We start from the raw sequence: 14436 nt of genomic DNA, 5'->3' as shown, positions 1-14436 counted from the left end.
CGTAACCGCGCGTTGCTTTCTCGAACAACTAGCGTGACGCCTCTTGTGCGGAATGCGCCAGTGCGACACCCTCACAAGCCCGCTTGACGATGCCCAGTCGCATCTCGAACTCGGGCAGCACCCAGCGCCGGAAGGCCGCCGCGGCGCGCAGGCGATCCGCATCGTCGGGCGCGGCCACCTCGATGCGGGCCCAGGCCCACGCCATCAGCGTGAGCGCCATCACGCGCAGGAAGTCGTCTGCCACCTCGTAGGGCAGCACGGGGTTGGCGTGCGCCGCCATCGCCACCGTGGTGCCCAGGTAACGCAGCTGCGCCAGCCGGCGCTGCACGTCGGCATCGGCCTCGCGCGAGGCGTCGAGCGTGTCGCGCAACTCGAGCAGCACGGCCGACAGCGCCGCGCCGGCGTCGGGCAGCACCTTGCGCACCAGCAGGTCGATGGCCTGGATCTCGTTGGTGCCCTCGTAGATCATGGTCACGCGGGCGTCGCGCACCACCTGCTCGACGCCCCATTCGCGCACGTAGCCGTGGCCGCCGAACACCTGCAGGCAGTCGCTCGCGCCGTGGAAGGCCTGCTGCGTGCAGGCGGCCTTGAGCACCGGCGTGACCAGCGAACACCAGCGCTGCGCGCGCTCGCGGGCCTTGGGGTCGCTGTCGTGCGTGGCGACGTCGAGCATCAGCGCGCTGCGGTAGGCCAACGCGCGCGAGCCGTCGATCCAGGCGCGCTGGGTGTCGAGGATGCGGCGCACGGCCGGATGCTCGGCGATCAGGTCGGCTGCCTCCGTGCCGCGGCTGGCGGGCGCGGCGCCGGGCGCACGCATCTGGCGGCGCTCGGCGGCGTAGGCGTCGGCCTTCTGCCAGGCGGCGTCGAGCAGACCGATGCCCTGCAGCGCCACGTGCAGGCGGGCCGCATTCATCATCACGAACATCGCAGCCAGTCCGCGACCGGGTTCGCCGACCAGCCAGCCGGTGGCGTCGTCGAAGCGCATCGTGCAGGTCGGGCTGCCGTGCAGGCCCATCTTTTCTTCGATGCGCTCGCAGTGCACCGCGTTGCGCGCACCGTCGGGCAGCAGCTTGGGCACGAGCGCCAGCGACAGGCCCTTGGGCCCCGCCGGCGCATCGGGCAGGCGGCACAGCACGAGGTGCACGATGTTCGGCGTGAGGTCGTGCTCGCCGCCCGAAATGAAGATCTTGCTGCCGTTCACGCGCACGCTGCCGTCGGCCTGCGCCGTGGCGCGCGTGCGCACCTGGCCGAGGTCGCTGCCGGCATGCGCTTCGGTGAGGCACATGGTCGCGAGCCATTCACCGGTCGCGATCTTCTGCAGGTAGCGGCTCTTCAGCTCGTCGCTGCCGTGGTGCTTGAGGCAGGCGTACGCGCCGTGCAGCAGCCCCGGCGCCATGGTGAAGCCGTGGTTCGCGGCGCTGAGCCATTCGTAGAGGATGGCCTCGAGCACTGCGGGCAAGCCCTGGCCGCCGTCTTCGGTCGCAGCCGAGAGCGCCGGCCAGCCACCGTCCACGAAGGCCTGGTAGGCCGCGCGAAAGCCCGGTGGTGTGACGACCTCGCCGCCCTCGAAGTGGCAGCCGACCTCGTCGCCCTCGCGGTTCAGCGGCGCGATCACCTCGCCGACGAAGCGTGCGGCTTCTTCGAGCACCTGCGACTGCAGCGGCTCGTCGACCTCCGCGAAGGGCGCCAGTGCGCGCAGGCGCGTGGGCGCATCGAGCACCGCGTTCAACAGGAAGCGGACGTCTTCGGGGCGAGGCTGGTAGTGCATGGGGTTCAGGACTCGGCGGTGAAGCCGATCTTCTTGACCAGCGGGCCCCAGCGTTCGTACTCGGACTGCAGCGACTTCTTCATCTCCTCGGGCGAGGAGCCGTGCGCGATCAGGCCCACCGACAGCAGGCCGTCGGCCACGGCCTTGTCCTTCAGCGCGGCCTGGATCGCGGTGCTCGCGACGGCGATGGTCGCGGCCGGCGTCTTGGCCGGTGCGAAGAAACCGAACCACTCGTCGGCCACGATCTCGGGAAAGCCCTGCTCGGTGAAGGTGGGCACGTCGGGCAGGTAGGCCGGGCGCTGTGCGCCCGAGGTGGCGAGCACGCGCAGCTTGCCGGCCTTGGCGAAGGGCAGGCAGTCGCCGGCGGGCGTCAGGCACGAGGCGATCTGGCCGCCCACCACGTCGTTGATGCCGGGCAGCGAGCCGCGATACGGCACGTGGCGCAGGTCGGTGCCGGTGCTCAGGCCCAGCAGCGCGCCCAAAAAGTGCGGCGTGGAGCCCGCGCCCGGCGAGCCGTAGCTGGCCTGGCCGGGGTTGGCCTTGGCCCAGGCGATGTAGTCCTTCAGCGTCTTCACGCTGGCCGGCACCATCGGCCCGACGGCCAGGCCGTGCGTCATCACGGCGCCGATGGAGATGGGCGCGAAGTCGGGGATGGCGTAGCTCAGCTTGGTGTAGATGTGCGGGTAGATCGACAGCGCCGAGGCCTGCGCGAGGCACAGCACCGAACCGTCGGCCGGCGAGGTCTTGAGCGTGTCGAGCGCGATGCGCCCGCCCGCGCCGGGCTTGTTCTCGACCACCGGGTTGGTGGCGGTGAAGGGCGTGTTGCCCAGCTTGTCGGCCACGCGGCGCGCCACGCTGTCGCCCGCGCTGCCGGCGGGAAAGCCGTAGTAGATCTTCACCTGCTGCTGCACCGCCTGGGCGAGTGCGGCAAGGGGATGCAATGCGGCGAGCGCGGCGGTGCCGCCGAGCGCCGCCGTGAATTGGCGTCGGGTGGTCATGGTCTTGTCTCCTGGTTGTCTGCGGGGGCGGGAATCAGCGCGGCGCCATGCGCAAGGCGCCGTCGAGGCGAATCACTTCGCCGTTCAAGTGGCCGTTGGTGACGATGTGGCAAGCCAGCTCGGCAAACTCCGACGGCTTGCCCAGGCGCGGCGGGAACGGGATCGACGCGGCCAGCGAGTGCTGCACCGGCTCGGGCAGTTCCAGCAGCAGCGGCGTGGCGAAGAGGCCGGGCGCCACGGTGCACACGCGGATGGCGTGCTGCGCGAGGTCGCGCGCCATCGGCAGGGTCATGCCGACGAGGCCGCCCTTCGACGCGCTGTAGGCCTGCTGGCCCACCTGGCCGTCGAAGGCTGCGACCGAAGCGGTGAAGAGCATCACGCCCTTCTCGCCGTTGTCGAGCGCGTCGAGCTTCGCGCAGCGCGCGGCGAAGAGGCGCGCCATGTTGTAGCCGCCGATCAGGTTGATGTTGACCACGCGCACGAAGTCTTCGAGCGGTGCCGGGTTGCCGTCCTTGCCGACGATGCGCTTGGCGCTGCCGATGCCGGCCACGTTCATCAGGATGCGCGCGGGGCCGTGTGCGGCCTGCGCCTTGTCGAGCGCGGCGTTCACGCTGTCGGTGTCGGTGATGTCGCAGACGCAGGCGACGCCGCCGATTTCTGCGGCCACTTTTTCGGCGAGGGCTGCGTTGCGGTCGAGCACCGCGACCTTGGCGCCCAGGCGCGCGAGTTCGCGCGCGGTGGCCTCGCCGAGGCCCGAGGCGCCGCCGGTGACGAGTGCGGCTTGTCCTTCGATCTTCATGGGTTGTCTCCTGAATGGGTTAGCGGGGCTTGAGCGTGAAAGGCAGCGTGTCGGCGTGCAGCGCATCGGCCAGCGCGGCGCGGTGCTTGAGCACGGCGCGCTGGTTGATGGAGCCCTTGTCGGTCACTTCGCCCTTGTCGATCGAGGGCGGCTCGGCCATCAGGTGCAGCCGCGCGATGCGGTTGGCGCTGCCGGTGGCGCCGGCCGCGAGCGTGTCCACCACCTGCTGGAAGTGCGCCTGCACGGGCGCGCTTTCGAGCACCTGCTGCAGCGGGGCGTCGGCGGGCAGGTCGGCCAGCTGGCGCACCTTGTGCGTCGGGAAGATCAGCGCGCCGACTTCCTTCAGGTTGATGCCCGTGAGCACCGCGTCCTGCACATAGGGCGAGCCGGCCGCGATGATCTTTGCGCGCAGCGGGCCCACGCTCACGAAGGTGCCGGTGGCGAGCTTGAAGTCTTCGGCGATGCGGCCGTCGAAGCGCAGGCCGCGGTGGATGTCGCGGTCGTCGATCCACTTCACCGCGTCGCCGGTGGAGAAGAAGCCTTCGTCGTCGAAGGCCTCGGCCGTGGCCTCGGGCGCGCGCCAGTAGCCGGGCGTGATGTTGGGGCCGCGGTAGCGCACCTCGGTCTTGCCGTCGACCTCGATCAGCTTGAGCTCGATGCCGGCGGCCGGCAGGCCCACGTCGCCCGACTTCACATCGGGGCCGGTCACGTACAGCGCGAAGGGGCCCGACTCGGTCATGCCCAGGCCGGTGCCCATCACGATGCGCTCGCCGACTTCCGACTCCTGCGTGCGGTGCAGGCTGTCCCACACGGGCTGCGCGAGCGCGGCGCCCGAGTAGAAGAACATCTTCACGCGCGACAGCAGGTTGCGGCGCAGCACCGCGTCGGTTTCCATCGCGTTGGCAATCGCCTCGAAGCCGGTGGGCACGTTGAAGTAGATGGTGGGCGCGATCTCGCGCAGGTTGCGCAGCGTCTCGGCCATGCCGGCGGGCGTGGGCTTGCCGTCGTCGATGAACAGCGTGCCGCCGTTGTCCAGCACGATGCCCACGTTGTGGTTGCCGCCGAAGGTGTGGTTCCAGGGCAGCCAGTCGACCAGCACGGGCGGCTCGTCGCCCAGGGCGGGAATCGACTGGCGCAGCTGCTGCTGGTTGGCGCACCACATGCGGTGCGTGTTGATCACCGCCTTGGGCATCTTGGTCGAGCCCGAGGTGAAAAGAAACTTGGTGATGGTGTCGGGGCCGGTGGCCTGCATCGCCGCGTCGATGGCGGGCGTGGCCGGCGTGGCTGCGAGCACGTCGAAGCGCGTGGTGGCGCGGCCTTCGAGCGTGCCTTCGGCGAGCACGACCTCGGTGCCGGCGGGCACGGTGGCAGCGATGGCCTTGGCGAAGCGCGCGGCGTCGGCCGCGAACACCAGGCCGGGCGTGAGCGTGTCGATGACGTGGCGCAGCTTGTCGTAGTCCTGGCTCACGATCGCATAGGGCGGCGACACGGGGCAGTAGGGCACGCCCGCGTAGAGGCAGCCCAGCGCGAGCAGCGCGTGTTCGATGCCGTTCTCGCTCAGGATCACGACCGGGCGCTCGGCGTTCAGGCCGCGATCGAGCAGGGCCTGTCCGATACCGCGCGCTTCTTCCAGCGCCTGCGCATAGCTCACGCGCAGCCAGTCGCCGGTGCGGCCGTCGGGCAGGCGCTCGCGGCGTGCGATGAAGGTGCGATCGGGCGCCACCCGCGCCCAGTGCGCGAGCCGGTCGGTCATGCGCTCGCGGTAGGCCCGCAGCGGTGTCTCGGCCGTGAGGTAGCGCGTGCCCGGCGCGCCGTCGCGCAGCACCGCGCGCGTCACGCCGAAGGCCAGCGGGCGGTAGCGGACGGCGGTCATCCCTTGCTCACCTTGGCGCCACGGCCTTCGAGGAAGTCGCGCACGCGTGCCTTGGCTTCGGGCGCGGCCTGGACGATGCCCGACATCAGTGCCTCGGTGAAGAAGCCGTGGTCGGCCGATTGCTCGGAGATGCGCGGCAGCGCGTGCATCAGCGCGTAGTTGGTGAGCGGCGCGTTGGTGGCGATGCGCTTGGCGAGCTCCAGGGCCTTGTCGAAGGCGGTGCCTTCGTCGACCAGGTACTGCGCGAAGTTGGCGCGCTCGCCGTCTTCGGCGTTGTAGACGCGGCCGGTCATCATCATGTCGGTCATGCGGGCCACGCCGATCAGCTTGGGGATGCGCACCGAGCCGCCGCCGCCCACGAAGATGCCGCGCGAGCCTTCGGGCAGTGCGTAGAAGGTGGAGCGGTCGGCCACGCGGATGTGGCAGGCGCTGGCCAGCTCGAGCCCGCCGCCGACCACCGCGCCGTGCAGCGCCGCCACCACCGGCACCGGGCCGTGCTGGATCAGGTCGAGTGCGCTGTGCCACAGGCGCGAGTGCTGCATGCCCTGGCCGGCGTCGCGCTCCTTGAGCTCGCTCAGGTCCAGGCCGGCGCAGAAATGCGGGCCCTCGCCGTCGAGCACGGCCGCGCGCACGGTGGCGGGCAGGGTCTCGAAGGTGTCGCGCAGCGCGAGGATCAGGCCGTCGGACAGCGCGTTGCGCTTGGCGCCGCGCGTGAGACGAACGATGGCGACGTCGTCGCGGATGTCGAGGTGGAGGTCTGGATTGGTCATGATGGTGTGCGGGGTTGCGTTGGATTATGGTTATGAGAAATAATCAATTCAAGGCATTGGAGCCTCCCGAAACCTAGGGACTTACCCGAACCGGAGACAACGACATGGACCCACGGAACCTGATCGCGATCGACATCCACACCCACGCCGAAGTGAGCTGCTGGAACCCTTTCGACAACTACGGCGAGGAATACGACCGCGCGGCCGACAAGTTCTTCGGCTCGAACCGCCGCCCCACCATCGCCGAGAGCGTGGCGTACTACCGTGAAAGGAAGATCGGGCTGGTGATGTTCATGGTCGACGCCGAGTCGAACATGGGCCGCCGGCGCATCCCGAACGAGGAGATCGCCGAGGCGGCGCAGCAGAACAGCGACATCATGATTGCCTTCGGCAGCGTCGATCCGCACAAGGGAAAGATGGGCGCGCGCGAGGCGCGCCGGCTCATCGAGGAACACGGCGTGAAGGGCTTCAAGTTCCACCCGACCGTGCAGGGCTACCACCCCTACGACCGCATGGCCTGGCCGATCTACGAGGTGATCGCCGAGTACAAGCTGCCGGCCATCTTCCACACCGGCCACAGCGGCATCGGCTCGGGCATGCGCTGCGGCGGCGGCCTGCGGCTGGAGTACAGCAACCCGATGCACCTGGACGACGTGGCCATCGACTTCCCCGACATGCAGATCGTCATGGCCCACCCCAGCTTCCCCTGGCAGGACGAGGCGCTCAGCGTGGCCACGCACAAGCCCAACGTGTGGATCGACCTGTCGGGCTGGAGCCCCAAATACTTTCCGAAGCAGCTGGTGCAGTACGCCAACACGCTGCTCAAGGACCGCGTGCTATTTGGCAGCGACTACCCGCTGATCACGCCCGACCGCTGGATGAAGGACTTCGAGGCCGCCGGCTTCAAGCCCGAGGTGATGCCCGGCATCCTCAAGGACAACGCGGTGCGCCTGCTGGGGCTCGGCACCCCGGCGGCCTGAGGTTCAGGCGGCGCGCGGCGCCGCCTCGTTCCAGTGCGGCTCCCACAGCGCCGCACCGCGTTCGAACACGGCGGCCAGCTCCTTCTTGCGGCGCTGCGCCACCGCGGTGATCAAGGCATTGCAGACCGACAGCGCCGCCGTGTACGAATCGAAGGGCGAGGCGCTGGAGGTGCGCACCAGCAGCAGGTGATCGGCCGAGGCTGCCGCGGGCGCGGTGGGGCTGTCGGTGACCATGACGACCTTCGCGCCCTTCTCGCGGAAGTACGCCGCCGTGCGCGCGATCGCGAGCGAGTGGCGGCGGAAGGTGAGCGTGAGCAGCAGGTCGTTGCCGTCGATGCGCAGCAGCTGGTCTTCCAGCGGCAGCGCGCCCGAGCCACCCAGCAGCCGCACGTCGGGCAGGCACAGGTTCAGGTTCAGCGCGAGGTGGCTGGCCAGCGGCAGGCCGTTGCGCTGGCCGAGCACGTGCACGCGCACCTTGCGCTGCGTGAGCAGCTTCACCGCCGCCTCGAACGCGCCCACGTCGAGCGCCGCGAAGGTGGCGGCCAGGTTGTGCTGGTCGTGCAGCAGCGCGTTGTCCAGGCAGCTGCGCACGGAGGTGTCGTCGCCGATGACCGCGTCGGCGCGCGTGGCGGGCGAGGCGAGCAGGGCGGTGACTTCGGCGCGCGCCTCCATCTGCGCCTGGGCGTAGCTCTCGTAGCCGAGCTTGGCGAGCAGCCGCACCACGGTCGAGGCGCTGGTGCCCACCTTTCTTGCAAGGCTCGTTGCAGATTCGAGCAGCCCCTGCGGGTGGTGCGCCTGCAGCTCCTCGATCAGGCGTCGCTCGCTTTTCGTGAGCTTCTTGCCGTAGCCCGAGATGCGCTGGTTCAGGCTGGGGGCGGCGGGGGTGTCTGCGTGCGGCATCGGAGAAACCTCATGTTTGCAATGAGTATTGCAAAAATTAGGCCTCCTTGCAAAAATGAATGCACGATTTCGGCCGGACCTGTCCGCCCGATTGCCCGCTTCTTCTGCAGAAAGACCTTGCCATGCGTTCCACCACCCCCGCCGTGCCCGCCCTGCGCCGGCGCGAGATCCTCGGCGCCGGCCTGACGGCGGCGCTGCTGCCCCTGTCCGCGCGCGCCCAGGCCTTTCCGGCCCGTCCGGTGACGCTGGTGGTGCCGTTCCCGGCCGGCGGCTCGGTCGACCTGATCGCGCGGCTGTACGCCGAACCGCTGTCGAAGGCGCTGGGCACGCCGGTGGTCATCGACAACCGTGCCGGCGCCGGCGGCTCCATCGCCAGCGCCCAGGTGGCACGCGCCAAGCCCGACGGCTACACGCTCGTGGTGTCGTCGCAGAGCTCGCACCTGGCCAATCCGCTGACGCAGGCCAACCCGGGCTACGACCCGATCAAGGATTTCCTGTCCATCAGCCAGCTCGCGCGCTCCATCAACGTGCTGCTGGTGAACCCGGCCGTGCCCGCCAAGACCTTCAAGGAGTTCGTGGCGCTGGTGAAGTCGCGCCCGGGCGAGCTCAACTTCTGCAGCGCCGGGCCGGGCAGCATGGGCCAGCTCAACGTGGAGCTGATGAAGTCGCAGCTGCAGCTCAATGCCACGCACGTGCCCTACCGCGGCGGCGGCCCGCTGGTGACCGCGCTGATCTCGAACGAAGTGCAGTTCGGCCTGGACAACCTCGCGCCCTTTTTGCCGCACATCCAGGCCGGCAAGCTGCGTGCGCTGGCCGTGGCTTCGCCCACGCGCGTCGCGGCGCTGCCCGACGTGCCGACCTTCACCGAACTGGGCTATCCGGTGCTGAACACCACCTCGTGGATCGGCCTGGCCGCGCCCGCGAAGACGCCGCCCGAGGTCATCGCCGCGCTGCACAAGGCGGTGCGCACGGTGGCCGAGCAGCCGACGATGGTCGAGGCGCTGCTGGCGCGCGGCTCGCTCGCGCCCGAGGCGCAATCGCCCGCGCAGTTCACGGCCATGATGTCGGAGCGGCTCGCGCTGTACGGCGAGATGGTCAAGCGCGCCGGCATCCGCGGCGAGTGAGCGGGCGGCCGGTTCCATGACGCAGACACTGCAGGCCTTCGCACCCGACACCGCACCGCTGGAGGTGCTGCCGCGCGACCTCTCGGCCTACCGCCAGGGCAACACCGGCATCGACTACGTGCACCGCTTCGCGTCCGGCAAGCCGGGCCCGCACGTGCTCGTCAACGCGCTCACGCACGGCAACGAGATCTGCGGCATGGTCGCGGCCACGCACCTGCTCGACACCGGCGTGCGCCCGAAGATCGGCACGCTCACCGTGAGCTTCGCGAACGTCGAGGCCTACGAGGCCTTCGACATCGACCGGCCCTACGAGAACCGCCAGCTGGTGCACAACCTGAACCGCATCTGGTCGCCCGAGCTGCTCGACGGCACCGGGGACAGCCCCGAGCTGCGCCGCGCGCGCGAGCTGCGGCCCGTGCTCGACGTGGCCGACTACGTGCTGGACATCCACTCCACGCGCGCGCCCGTGCAGCCCTTCTGGGTCTACCCGGAGTTCGAACGCAATGCAGGGTTGGCGCAGGCCGTCGGCGGCCCGGCGGTGCACCTCGTGATGCCCGTGGGCGCCGCGCCCGGCACGGGCGTCACGGCCTACGGCCGGCACGGCGAGCCGGGCATCGACGGCGGCGCGGTGGTGGTCGAGTGCGGCCAGCATTTCGCGCAGTCGGCGGCCGACCTGGCCACCGACGTGTCGCTGCGCTTTTTGGCGCACCTCGGGCTCGTCGACCCGGTGCCGCGCGTGCCGGTGGCCGCGCGCCGCTTCCGGCTGCTCGAGGTCCACATGGTCACGTCGGACGACTTTGCCTTCGTGCGGCCCGTGCTCGGTTTCGAGACCTTCGACCGGGGCGCGCTGATCGCGGTGCAGGCCGGGCGCGAGATCCGCTCGCCCTGCGACGGCTGCACGATCTTCATGCCGACCCGCGCGCCGGTGATCGGCCGCGAGGGCGTGTACCTGACCGTGCCGGCCTGACCCGGGCTTCAGGGCGCCTTCGCGTCGCCTGCTGGCTCGTCTTCGCCGAGCCGGTCCCAGTCCTGGCCCGAGCGCAGCTTGCGCTCCTCGCGCTCGCGCGCCATCTGCTCCTCGAACTGCTGGCGGCCCGCCTTGTTGGCGGCGATCAGCTTGGCGCGGTCCTTGTAGTGCGGGTAGATCTCGTCGCTGAGCTTGAGGTTTCGCTGGCGGAAACGCATCGAGGCCTCGCGGGCCTCGGCCGCCGGCCAGCCCAGCGCCTCCAGCGCCGAGCGCGCGCTGCGCAGCGACGACTCGAACACCTCGCGCTCGATGTCCTGCACACCGCGGTCGCGCAGCTGGAACAGGTGGGTCACGTTGCGCGCGCGCGCAATGATGCGCGCCTGCGGGAAGTTCTCGCGCACCAGGTCGACGATGTCCAGCGACTGCTCGATGTCGTCCACCGCCACCACGATGGCACGCGCCGTGCCGGCGCCCGCGGTGCGCAGCAGGTCCAGCCGCGTGGCGTCGCCGTAGAACACCCGGAAGCCGAACTGGCGCAGGCCTTCGACGGTGTCGGCGTCGTGGTCGAGCACCGTCACGCGCAGGCCCTGCGACATCAGCAGGCGACCGACGATCTGGCCGTAGCGGCCGAAGCCGCAGATCAGCACCTTGGCGTCCTGCTGCTCCGAGATTTCCTCCAGCTGCGGCCCGCCCGCGTGGCTGTAGCGCGGCAGCACGAACTTGTCGAGCAACACCAGCAAGAGCGGCGACAGCAGCATCGACAGCGCCACCGCGCCGATCAGCAGCGAGGTGGTCTGCGGCGGCAGCACGTCGGGCCCGGCGGCCTGGAACACCACGAAGGCGAACTCGCCGCCCTGCGCCAGCAGCAGCGTGAACACCGGCCGCTCCTGGTAGGCCAGGCCCATGGCCTTGGCCAGCGCGTAGATCACCACCAGCTTGATGACCAGGAAGCTCACGACCAGCAGCGCCATGACCCCCGGGTTGGCCAGCAGCACGCCGAAGTTGATCGACATGCCCACCGCGATGAAGAACAGCCCGAGCAGCAGGCCCTTGAAGGGCTCGATGTCGGTCTCGAGCTCGCGCCGGTATTCGCTTTCGGCCAGCAGCACGCCGGCAAGGAAGGCGCCCAGCGCCATCGACAGGCCGACGAACTGCATCAGCGCCGCGATGGCCACCACCAGCAGCAGCGCGGCGGCGGTGAAGATCTCGGGCGTGTCGCTGCGCGCGATCCAGCGCAGGATCGGGCGCAGCAGCAGCCGGCCGCCGAGGATGATGCCGGCGATCACGCCGACGATCTTCAGCGCCTCGAGCGCGCGGTCCAGCCCGCTCACGGCCTGCTCGGCCGCGGTGGCGCCGGCCAGCAGCGGCAGCAGCGCGAGGATCGGGATCGCCGCCACGTCCTGGAACAGCAGGATCGAGAAGCCGGCCTGGCCGCTGGGCGTCTTCAGCAGGTTGCGTTCGCCGAACACCTGCAGCGCGATCGCGGTGGACGACAGCGCCAGCCCGAGCGCCGCCACCAGCGCCACGCGCCACGGCGCGCCCACGGCCCAGCCGACGGCGAACAGCACCGCTGCGCAACTGAGCACCTGCGCCGACCCCCAGCCGAAGATCGGGCGGCGCAGGCTCCACAAGCGCTTGGGCTCGAGTTCGAGACCGACCAGAAACAGCATCAGCACCACGCCGAACTCGGCGAAATGCAGCACGTCTTCGACGCTGGACACGAGGCCCAGGCCCCAGGGGCCGATGGCGATGCCGGCCACGAGGTAGCCGATGATCGAACCCAGGCCCAGGGCCTTGGACAGCGGCACCACCAGCACGGCGGCGCTCAGGTAGATCAGGCTGCTGGTCAGCCAGGCGGGTGCGTGCTCCATGCTCAGGCCGCCTTGTGGGTGCTGCTGCCGTTGGCGACGGCCAGGCCGTGCGTCATCGCGCTGTGGAACGCGCCGGCCATCACCTGGCCCACGTCGTCGGATTCGGCGGGGCGGTCGGTCTCGGGCACCGGGCAGGCGATGCAGGCGTCGAGCTCGTCCATCTCGGGCCACACCGGGTAGCTTTCCAGGCGCTGCACGAACACCTCGACGTGCGCGGCCACCTCGGCCTCGCTGGCGCGGCGCGCGCCGTGCAGCAGCAGCGGCGGCAAGAAGCGCATGCCGCACAGCGCGGCGGTCTGCTCGTAGGGCGGCAGGAAGGCGTCGAAGAAGTAGCGGTTGTAGCTTTGCGGGTGGTAGCTCGGCTCGGGGCCGCCGGTGGTGGCGACCAGCCAGCAGTCCTTGCCCTGCAGCGCGGTGCCGCCGGGGCCGTAGGCCCAGCCGTAGCCCAGCACGTCGTCGACCCAGAGCTTTTGCAGGGGCGGCATCGAGTACCACTGGATCGGGTGCAGCAGCACCACCAGGTCCGCGCGGGCCAGCCGCTCGCGTTCGACCTCCACGTCGATGGCGAAATCGGGGTAGCTGCCGTACAGGTCGTTCACGTCGGCGCCCGGCACGCGCTGCGCCGCGGCGAACAGCCGGCGGTTCACGCGCGAGTCGCGCCAGTGGGGGTGGGCCGCCAGCACATAGATGCTGGCGGGGTTCTCCGCGGATGTTGTTGTCGTCATGTGGCGAACATAACGCAGACGGCCCGCCGTCGCCGACGCGCCACCCGGGGCGACTACCATCCAGCCCTGTTCTCGTTCTGGAGGAGATCCTCATGCCGGTGGTTCTGGTCGCCAATCCCAAGGGGGGCGTGGGCAAGTCGACGATTGCAACGAACATCGCGGGCTATTTCGCGAGCCGCGGCCATGCCGTGATGCTCGGCGACGTGGACCGCCAGCAGTCCTCGCGGCTGTGGCTCGGCCTGCGCCCACCGCAGGCCCGCCCCATCGCCACCTGGGAGGCCACCGGCGACAGCACCGTGGTGCGCCCGCCGCGCGGCACCACCCACGCGGTGCTCGACACGCCCGCCGGCCTGCACGGCTGGCGCTTCAAGGAGGTGCTGGCGCTGGCCGACCGCGTGATCGTGCCGCTGCAGCCGAGCATCTTCGACATCTACGCCACGCGCGATTTCCTCGACCGCCTGCTGGAAAGCCGCCGCGCCGAGAAGACCCGCATCGGCCTGGTCGGCATGCGCGTGAACGCCCGCACGCTGGCGGCCGACCGGCTGCACGAGTTCATCGCCGGGCTCGGCGTGCCCGTGCTGGGCGAGCTGCGCGACACCCAGAACTACGTGCAGCTGGCCGCGCGCGGCCTCACGCTGTTCGACATTGCGCCGGGGCGCGTGCAGCGCGACCTCGACCAGTGGGCGCCGATCTGCGAATGGCTCGACGCCTGAACTGACCCCGGATTTCCCCGATTCCCGGTTGTCGCAAGTCCGACAGCCACCCCTGTGCCCTTGGCACCAGAATGCCCCGCATGACCAAAAAGACATTCCAGACCCTTCAGGATCTCGCCGCCTGCGTCGGCCAGGAAGTCGCCGTGAGCGACTGGATTTCCGTGACGCAGCAGCAGGTCAACCAGTTCGCCGAGGCGACGGGCGACCACCAGTGGATCCACGTCGATGTGGAGCGGGCCAAGTCCGGCCCCTTCGGCGCGCCGATCGCGCACGGGTTTCTCACCTTGTCGCTGCTGCCGAAGTTCTTCGAGACGGCGATCGACGTGGTCGAGTCGCGCATGGGCGTGAACTACGGCCTGAACCGCGTGCGCTTCATGTCGCCGGTGCCGGTGGGCCAGCGCCTGCGCGCCCGCATGAAGCTGCTGAGCGCCGAGCCGATTCCCAACAACGGCCTGCAGATGACCTGGGAAACCACCATCGAACTCGAAGGCGCCGCCAAGCCGGCGTGCGTCGCCGAGTCGGTGGTGCGCCGTTTTCCCTGAGCGGTTTTTCTTTTCTTCTTCTCTTTACATCCGGCGGTCGGTGACTTCGCCGTAGGTGGCGGCGCCTTGTCGGGTGATGCCGACGGCGCTCGCGCGCACCGCCGCACGGTCGACGTTGCCTGCGGTCGGGCGGGCCACGCCGGTGCCGCCGTTGCTGATCTGCAGCGGCTGCAGGGCTTGCTGCTGGACCTGGGCGCGCGTCAGCGACGACTGGAAGGGCGCGGGCGGCAGCGGGTTCTGCTCGCCCTGGAAGGCATGGGCGCCGCCGGCGCAGGCGAGGGCGGTGATCGTGATGAGGTGCAGGGTGGTGGTGTGCATGGCGAGACTCCTTGGCAATCAGCGTTGAGGGGACGGATGCCGGTGCGAATCACCGGCATGCCTTCCCATACGCTGCGCAGCGCCGATC

14 protein-coding genes are annotated in these 14436 nt (G+C 70.1%); 5 read left to right on the top strand and 9 right to left on the bottom strand.

Features of this window, described 5'->3' with window-relative positions; all coding sequences use genetic code 11:
- Positions 1 to 28 precede the first annotated feature (28 nt).
- From AC07SQ_RS08830 to AC07SQ_RS08810, 5 genes are read right to left on the bottom strand one after another with little or no spacing between them, the layout of a single operon-like run.
- A complete protein-coding gene (locus AC07SQ_RS08830; RefSeq protein ID WP_495272104.1) occupies positions 29 to 1768 on the bottom strand; it encodes an acyl-CoA dehydrogenase family protein in 1740 nt (579 codons plus the stop codon).
- A gap of 5 nt (positions 1769 to 1773) precedes the next feature.
- Positions 1774 to 2766 carry a Bug family tripartite tricarboxylate transporter substrate binding protein gene (locus tag AC07SQ_RS08825; protein ID WP_062479517.1) on the bottom strand — a complete coding sequence of 331 codons (993 nt, stop codon included), beginning with the start codon at positions 2764 to 2766 and terminating at the stop codon, positions 1774 to 1776.
- Positions 2767 to 2800: 34 nt separating this feature from the next.
- Positions 2801 to 3565, bottom strand: a complete 765-nt coding sequence (locus AC07SQ_RS08820) for an SDR family NAD(P)-dependent oxidoreductase (RefSeq protein WP_062479514.1) — start codon at positions 3563 to 3565, stop codon at positions 2801 to 2803.
- Positions 3566 to 3584: 19 nt separating this feature from the next.
- Positions 3585 to 5438: a feruloyl-CoA synthase gene (locus tag AC07SQ_RS08815; protein WP_495272105.1), complete on the bottom strand. Its 1854-nt coding sequence runs from the start codon at positions 5436 to 5438 to the stop codon at positions 3585 to 3587.
- Positions 5435 to 6208 (bottom strand): crotonase/enoyl-CoA hydratase family protein, encoded by a 774-nt coding sequence (locus AC07SQ_RS08810; protein WP_062479508.1) that lies wholly within the window; start codon positions 6206 to 6208, stop codon positions 5435 to 5437. The genes AC07SQ_RS08815 and AC07SQ_RS08810 overlap by 4 nt, the downstream gene beginning before the upstream one ends.
- Before the next feature lie 104 nt (positions 6209 to 6312).
- On the opposite strand from AC07SQ_RS08810, the gene AC07SQ_RS08805 reads away from it, so the two are divergent.
- A complete protein-coding gene (locus AC07SQ_RS08805) occupies positions 6313 to 7188 on the top strand; it encodes an amidohydrolase family protein (protein WP_062479505.1) in 876 nt (291 codons plus the stop codon).
- 3 nt (positions 7189 to 7191) lie between these two features.
- Here the strand turns inward: AC07SQ_RS08805 and AC07SQ_RS08800 are convergent, their stop codons facing one another.
- Positions 7192 to 8088, bottom strand: a complete 897-nt coding sequence (locus tag AC07SQ_RS08800) for a MurR/RpiR family transcriptional regulator (protein ID WP_495272106.1) — start codon at positions 8086 to 8088, stop codon at positions 7192 to 7194.
- Between the two features lie 122 nt (positions 8089 to 8210).
- Here AC07SQ_RS08800 and AC07SQ_RS08795 point away from each other — a divergent pair, with 122 nt between their 5' ends.
- Positions 8211 to 9212, top strand: a complete 1002-nt coding sequence (locus tag AC07SQ_RS08795; protein ID WP_070061958.1) for a Bug family tripartite tricarboxylate transporter substrate binding protein — start codon at positions 8211 to 8213, stop codon at positions 9210 to 9212.
- Positions 9213 to 9228: 16 nt separating this feature from the next.
- Positions 9229 to 10179, top strand: coding sequence for a M14 family metallopeptidase (locus tag AC07SQ_RS08790; protein ID WP_495272107.1), 951 nt, complete (start codon positions 9229 to 9231; stop codon positions 10177 to 10179).
- Positions 10180 to 10187: 8 nt separating this feature from the next.
- Here AC07SQ_RS08790 and kefC read toward each other — a convergent pair whose 3' ends face one another.
- Both kefC and kefF read right to left on the bottom strand, forming a co-directional pair.
- Positions 10188 to 12050 carry a glutathione-regulated potassium-efflux system protein KefC gene (kefC, locus tag AC07SQ_RS08785; RefSeq protein WP_307589379.1) on the bottom strand — a complete coding sequence of 621 codons (1863 nt, stop codon included), beginning with the start codon at positions 12048 to 12050 and terminating at the stop codon, positions 10188 to 10190.
- A gap of 2 nt (positions 12051 to 12052) precedes the next feature.
- Positions 12053 to 12775 carry a glutathione-regulated potassium-efflux system oxidoreductase KefF gene (gene kefF, locus AC07SQ_RS08780; RefSeq protein ID WP_495272108.1) on the bottom strand — a complete coding sequence of 241 codons (723 nt, stop codon included), beginning with the start codon at positions 12773 to 12775 and terminating at the stop codon, positions 12053 to 12055.
- 92 nt (positions 12776 to 12867) lie between these two features.
- Here kefF and AC07SQ_RS08775 point away from each other — a divergent pair, with 92 nt between their 5' ends.
- Positions 12868 to 13488 carry a nucleotide-binding protein gene (locus tag AC07SQ_RS08775; protein ID WP_070061962.1) on the top strand — a complete coding sequence of 207 codons (621 nt, stop codon included), beginning with the start codon at positions 12868 to 12870 and terminating at the stop codon, positions 13486 to 13488.
- 71 nt (positions 13489 to 13559) lie between these two features.
- On the top strand, positions 13560 to 14030 hold the full coding sequence (locus AC07SQ_RS08770; RefSeq protein WP_062479484.1) for a MaoC family dehydratase: 471 nt from the start codon (positions 13560 to 13562) through the stop codon (positions 14028 to 14030).
- 24 nt (positions 14031 to 14054) lie between these two features.
- On the opposite strand, the gene AC07SQ_RS08765 is transcribed toward AC07SQ_RS08770, so the two are convergent.
- The gene (locus tag AC07SQ_RS08765; protein WP_495272109.1) at positions 14055 to 14348 is read right to left on the bottom strand and encodes a DUF4148 domain-containing protein; all 294 of its coding nucleotides are present in this window, start codon (positions 14346 to 14348) and stop codon (positions 14055 to 14057) included.
- Positions 14349 to 14436: the final 88 nt, after the last annotated feature.

It is taken from the genome of Variovorax sp. GW821-FHT06D12 (genome assembly GCF_059419205.1).
This window is presented reverse-complemented; position numbering and strand designations above follow the sequence as displayed.

Excerpts from the sequence above, each read along its gene's own strand:
- AC07SQ_RS08825 (WP_062479517.1), bottom strand. The coding sequence starts at position 2,766 with ATGACCACCCGACGCCAATTCACGGCGGCGCTCGGCGGCACCGCCGCG.
- AC07SQ_RS08765 (WP_495272109.1), bottom strand. The coding sequence starts at position 14,348 with ATGCACACCACCACCCTGCACCTCATCACGATCACCGCCCTCGCCTGC.
- AC07SQ_RS08775 (WP_070061962.1), top strand. The coding sequence starts at position 12,868 with ATGCCGGTGGTTCTGGTCGCCAATCCCAAGGGGGGCGTGGGCAAGTCG.
- AC07SQ_RS08795 (WP_070061958.1), top strand. The coding sequence starts at position 8,211 with ATGCGTTCCACCACCCCCGCCGTGCCCGCCCTGCGCCGGCGCGAGATC.
- AC07SQ_RS08820 (WP_062479514.1), bottom strand. The coding sequence starts at position 3,565 with ATGAAGATCGAAGGACAAGCCGCACTCGTCACCGGCGGCGCCTCGGGC.
- kefF (WP_495272108.1), bottom strand. The coding sequence starts at position 12,775 with ATGACGACAACAACATCCGCGGAGAACCCCGCCAGCATCTATGTGCTG.
- AC07SQ_RS08805 (WP_062479505.1), top strand. The coding sequence starts at position 6,313 with ATGGACCCACGGAACCTGATCGCGATCGACATCCACACCCACGCCGAA.
- AC07SQ_RS08800 (WP_495272106.1), bottom strand. The coding sequence starts at position 8,088 with ATGCCGCACGCAGACACCCCCGCCGCCCCCAGCCTGAACCAGCGCATC.
- AC07SQ_RS08830 (WP_495272104.1), bottom strand. The coding sequence starts at position 1,768 with ATGCACTACCAGCCTCGCCCCGAAGACGTCCGCTTCCTGTTGAACGCG.
- AC07SQ_RS08810 (WP_062479508.1), bottom strand. The coding sequence starts at position 6,208 with ATGACCAATCCAGACCTCCACCTCGACATCCGCGACGACGTCGCCATC.
- AC07SQ_RS08770 (WP_062479484.1), top strand. The coding sequence starts at position 13,560 with ATGCCCCGCATGACCAAAAAGACATTCCAGACCCTTCAGGATCTCGCC.
- AC07SQ_RS08790 (WP_495272107.1), top strand. The coding sequence starts at position 9,229 with ATGACGCAGACACTGCAGGCCTTCGCACCCGACACCGCACCGCTGGAG.
- AC07SQ_RS08815 (WP_495272105.1), bottom strand. The coding sequence starts at position 5,438 with ATGACCGCCGTCCGCTACCGCCCGCTGGCCTTCGGCGTGACGCGCGCG.
- kefC (WP_307589379.1), bottom strand. The coding sequence starts at position 12,050 with ATGGAGCACGCACCCGCCTGGCTGACCAGCAGCCTGATCTACCTGAGC.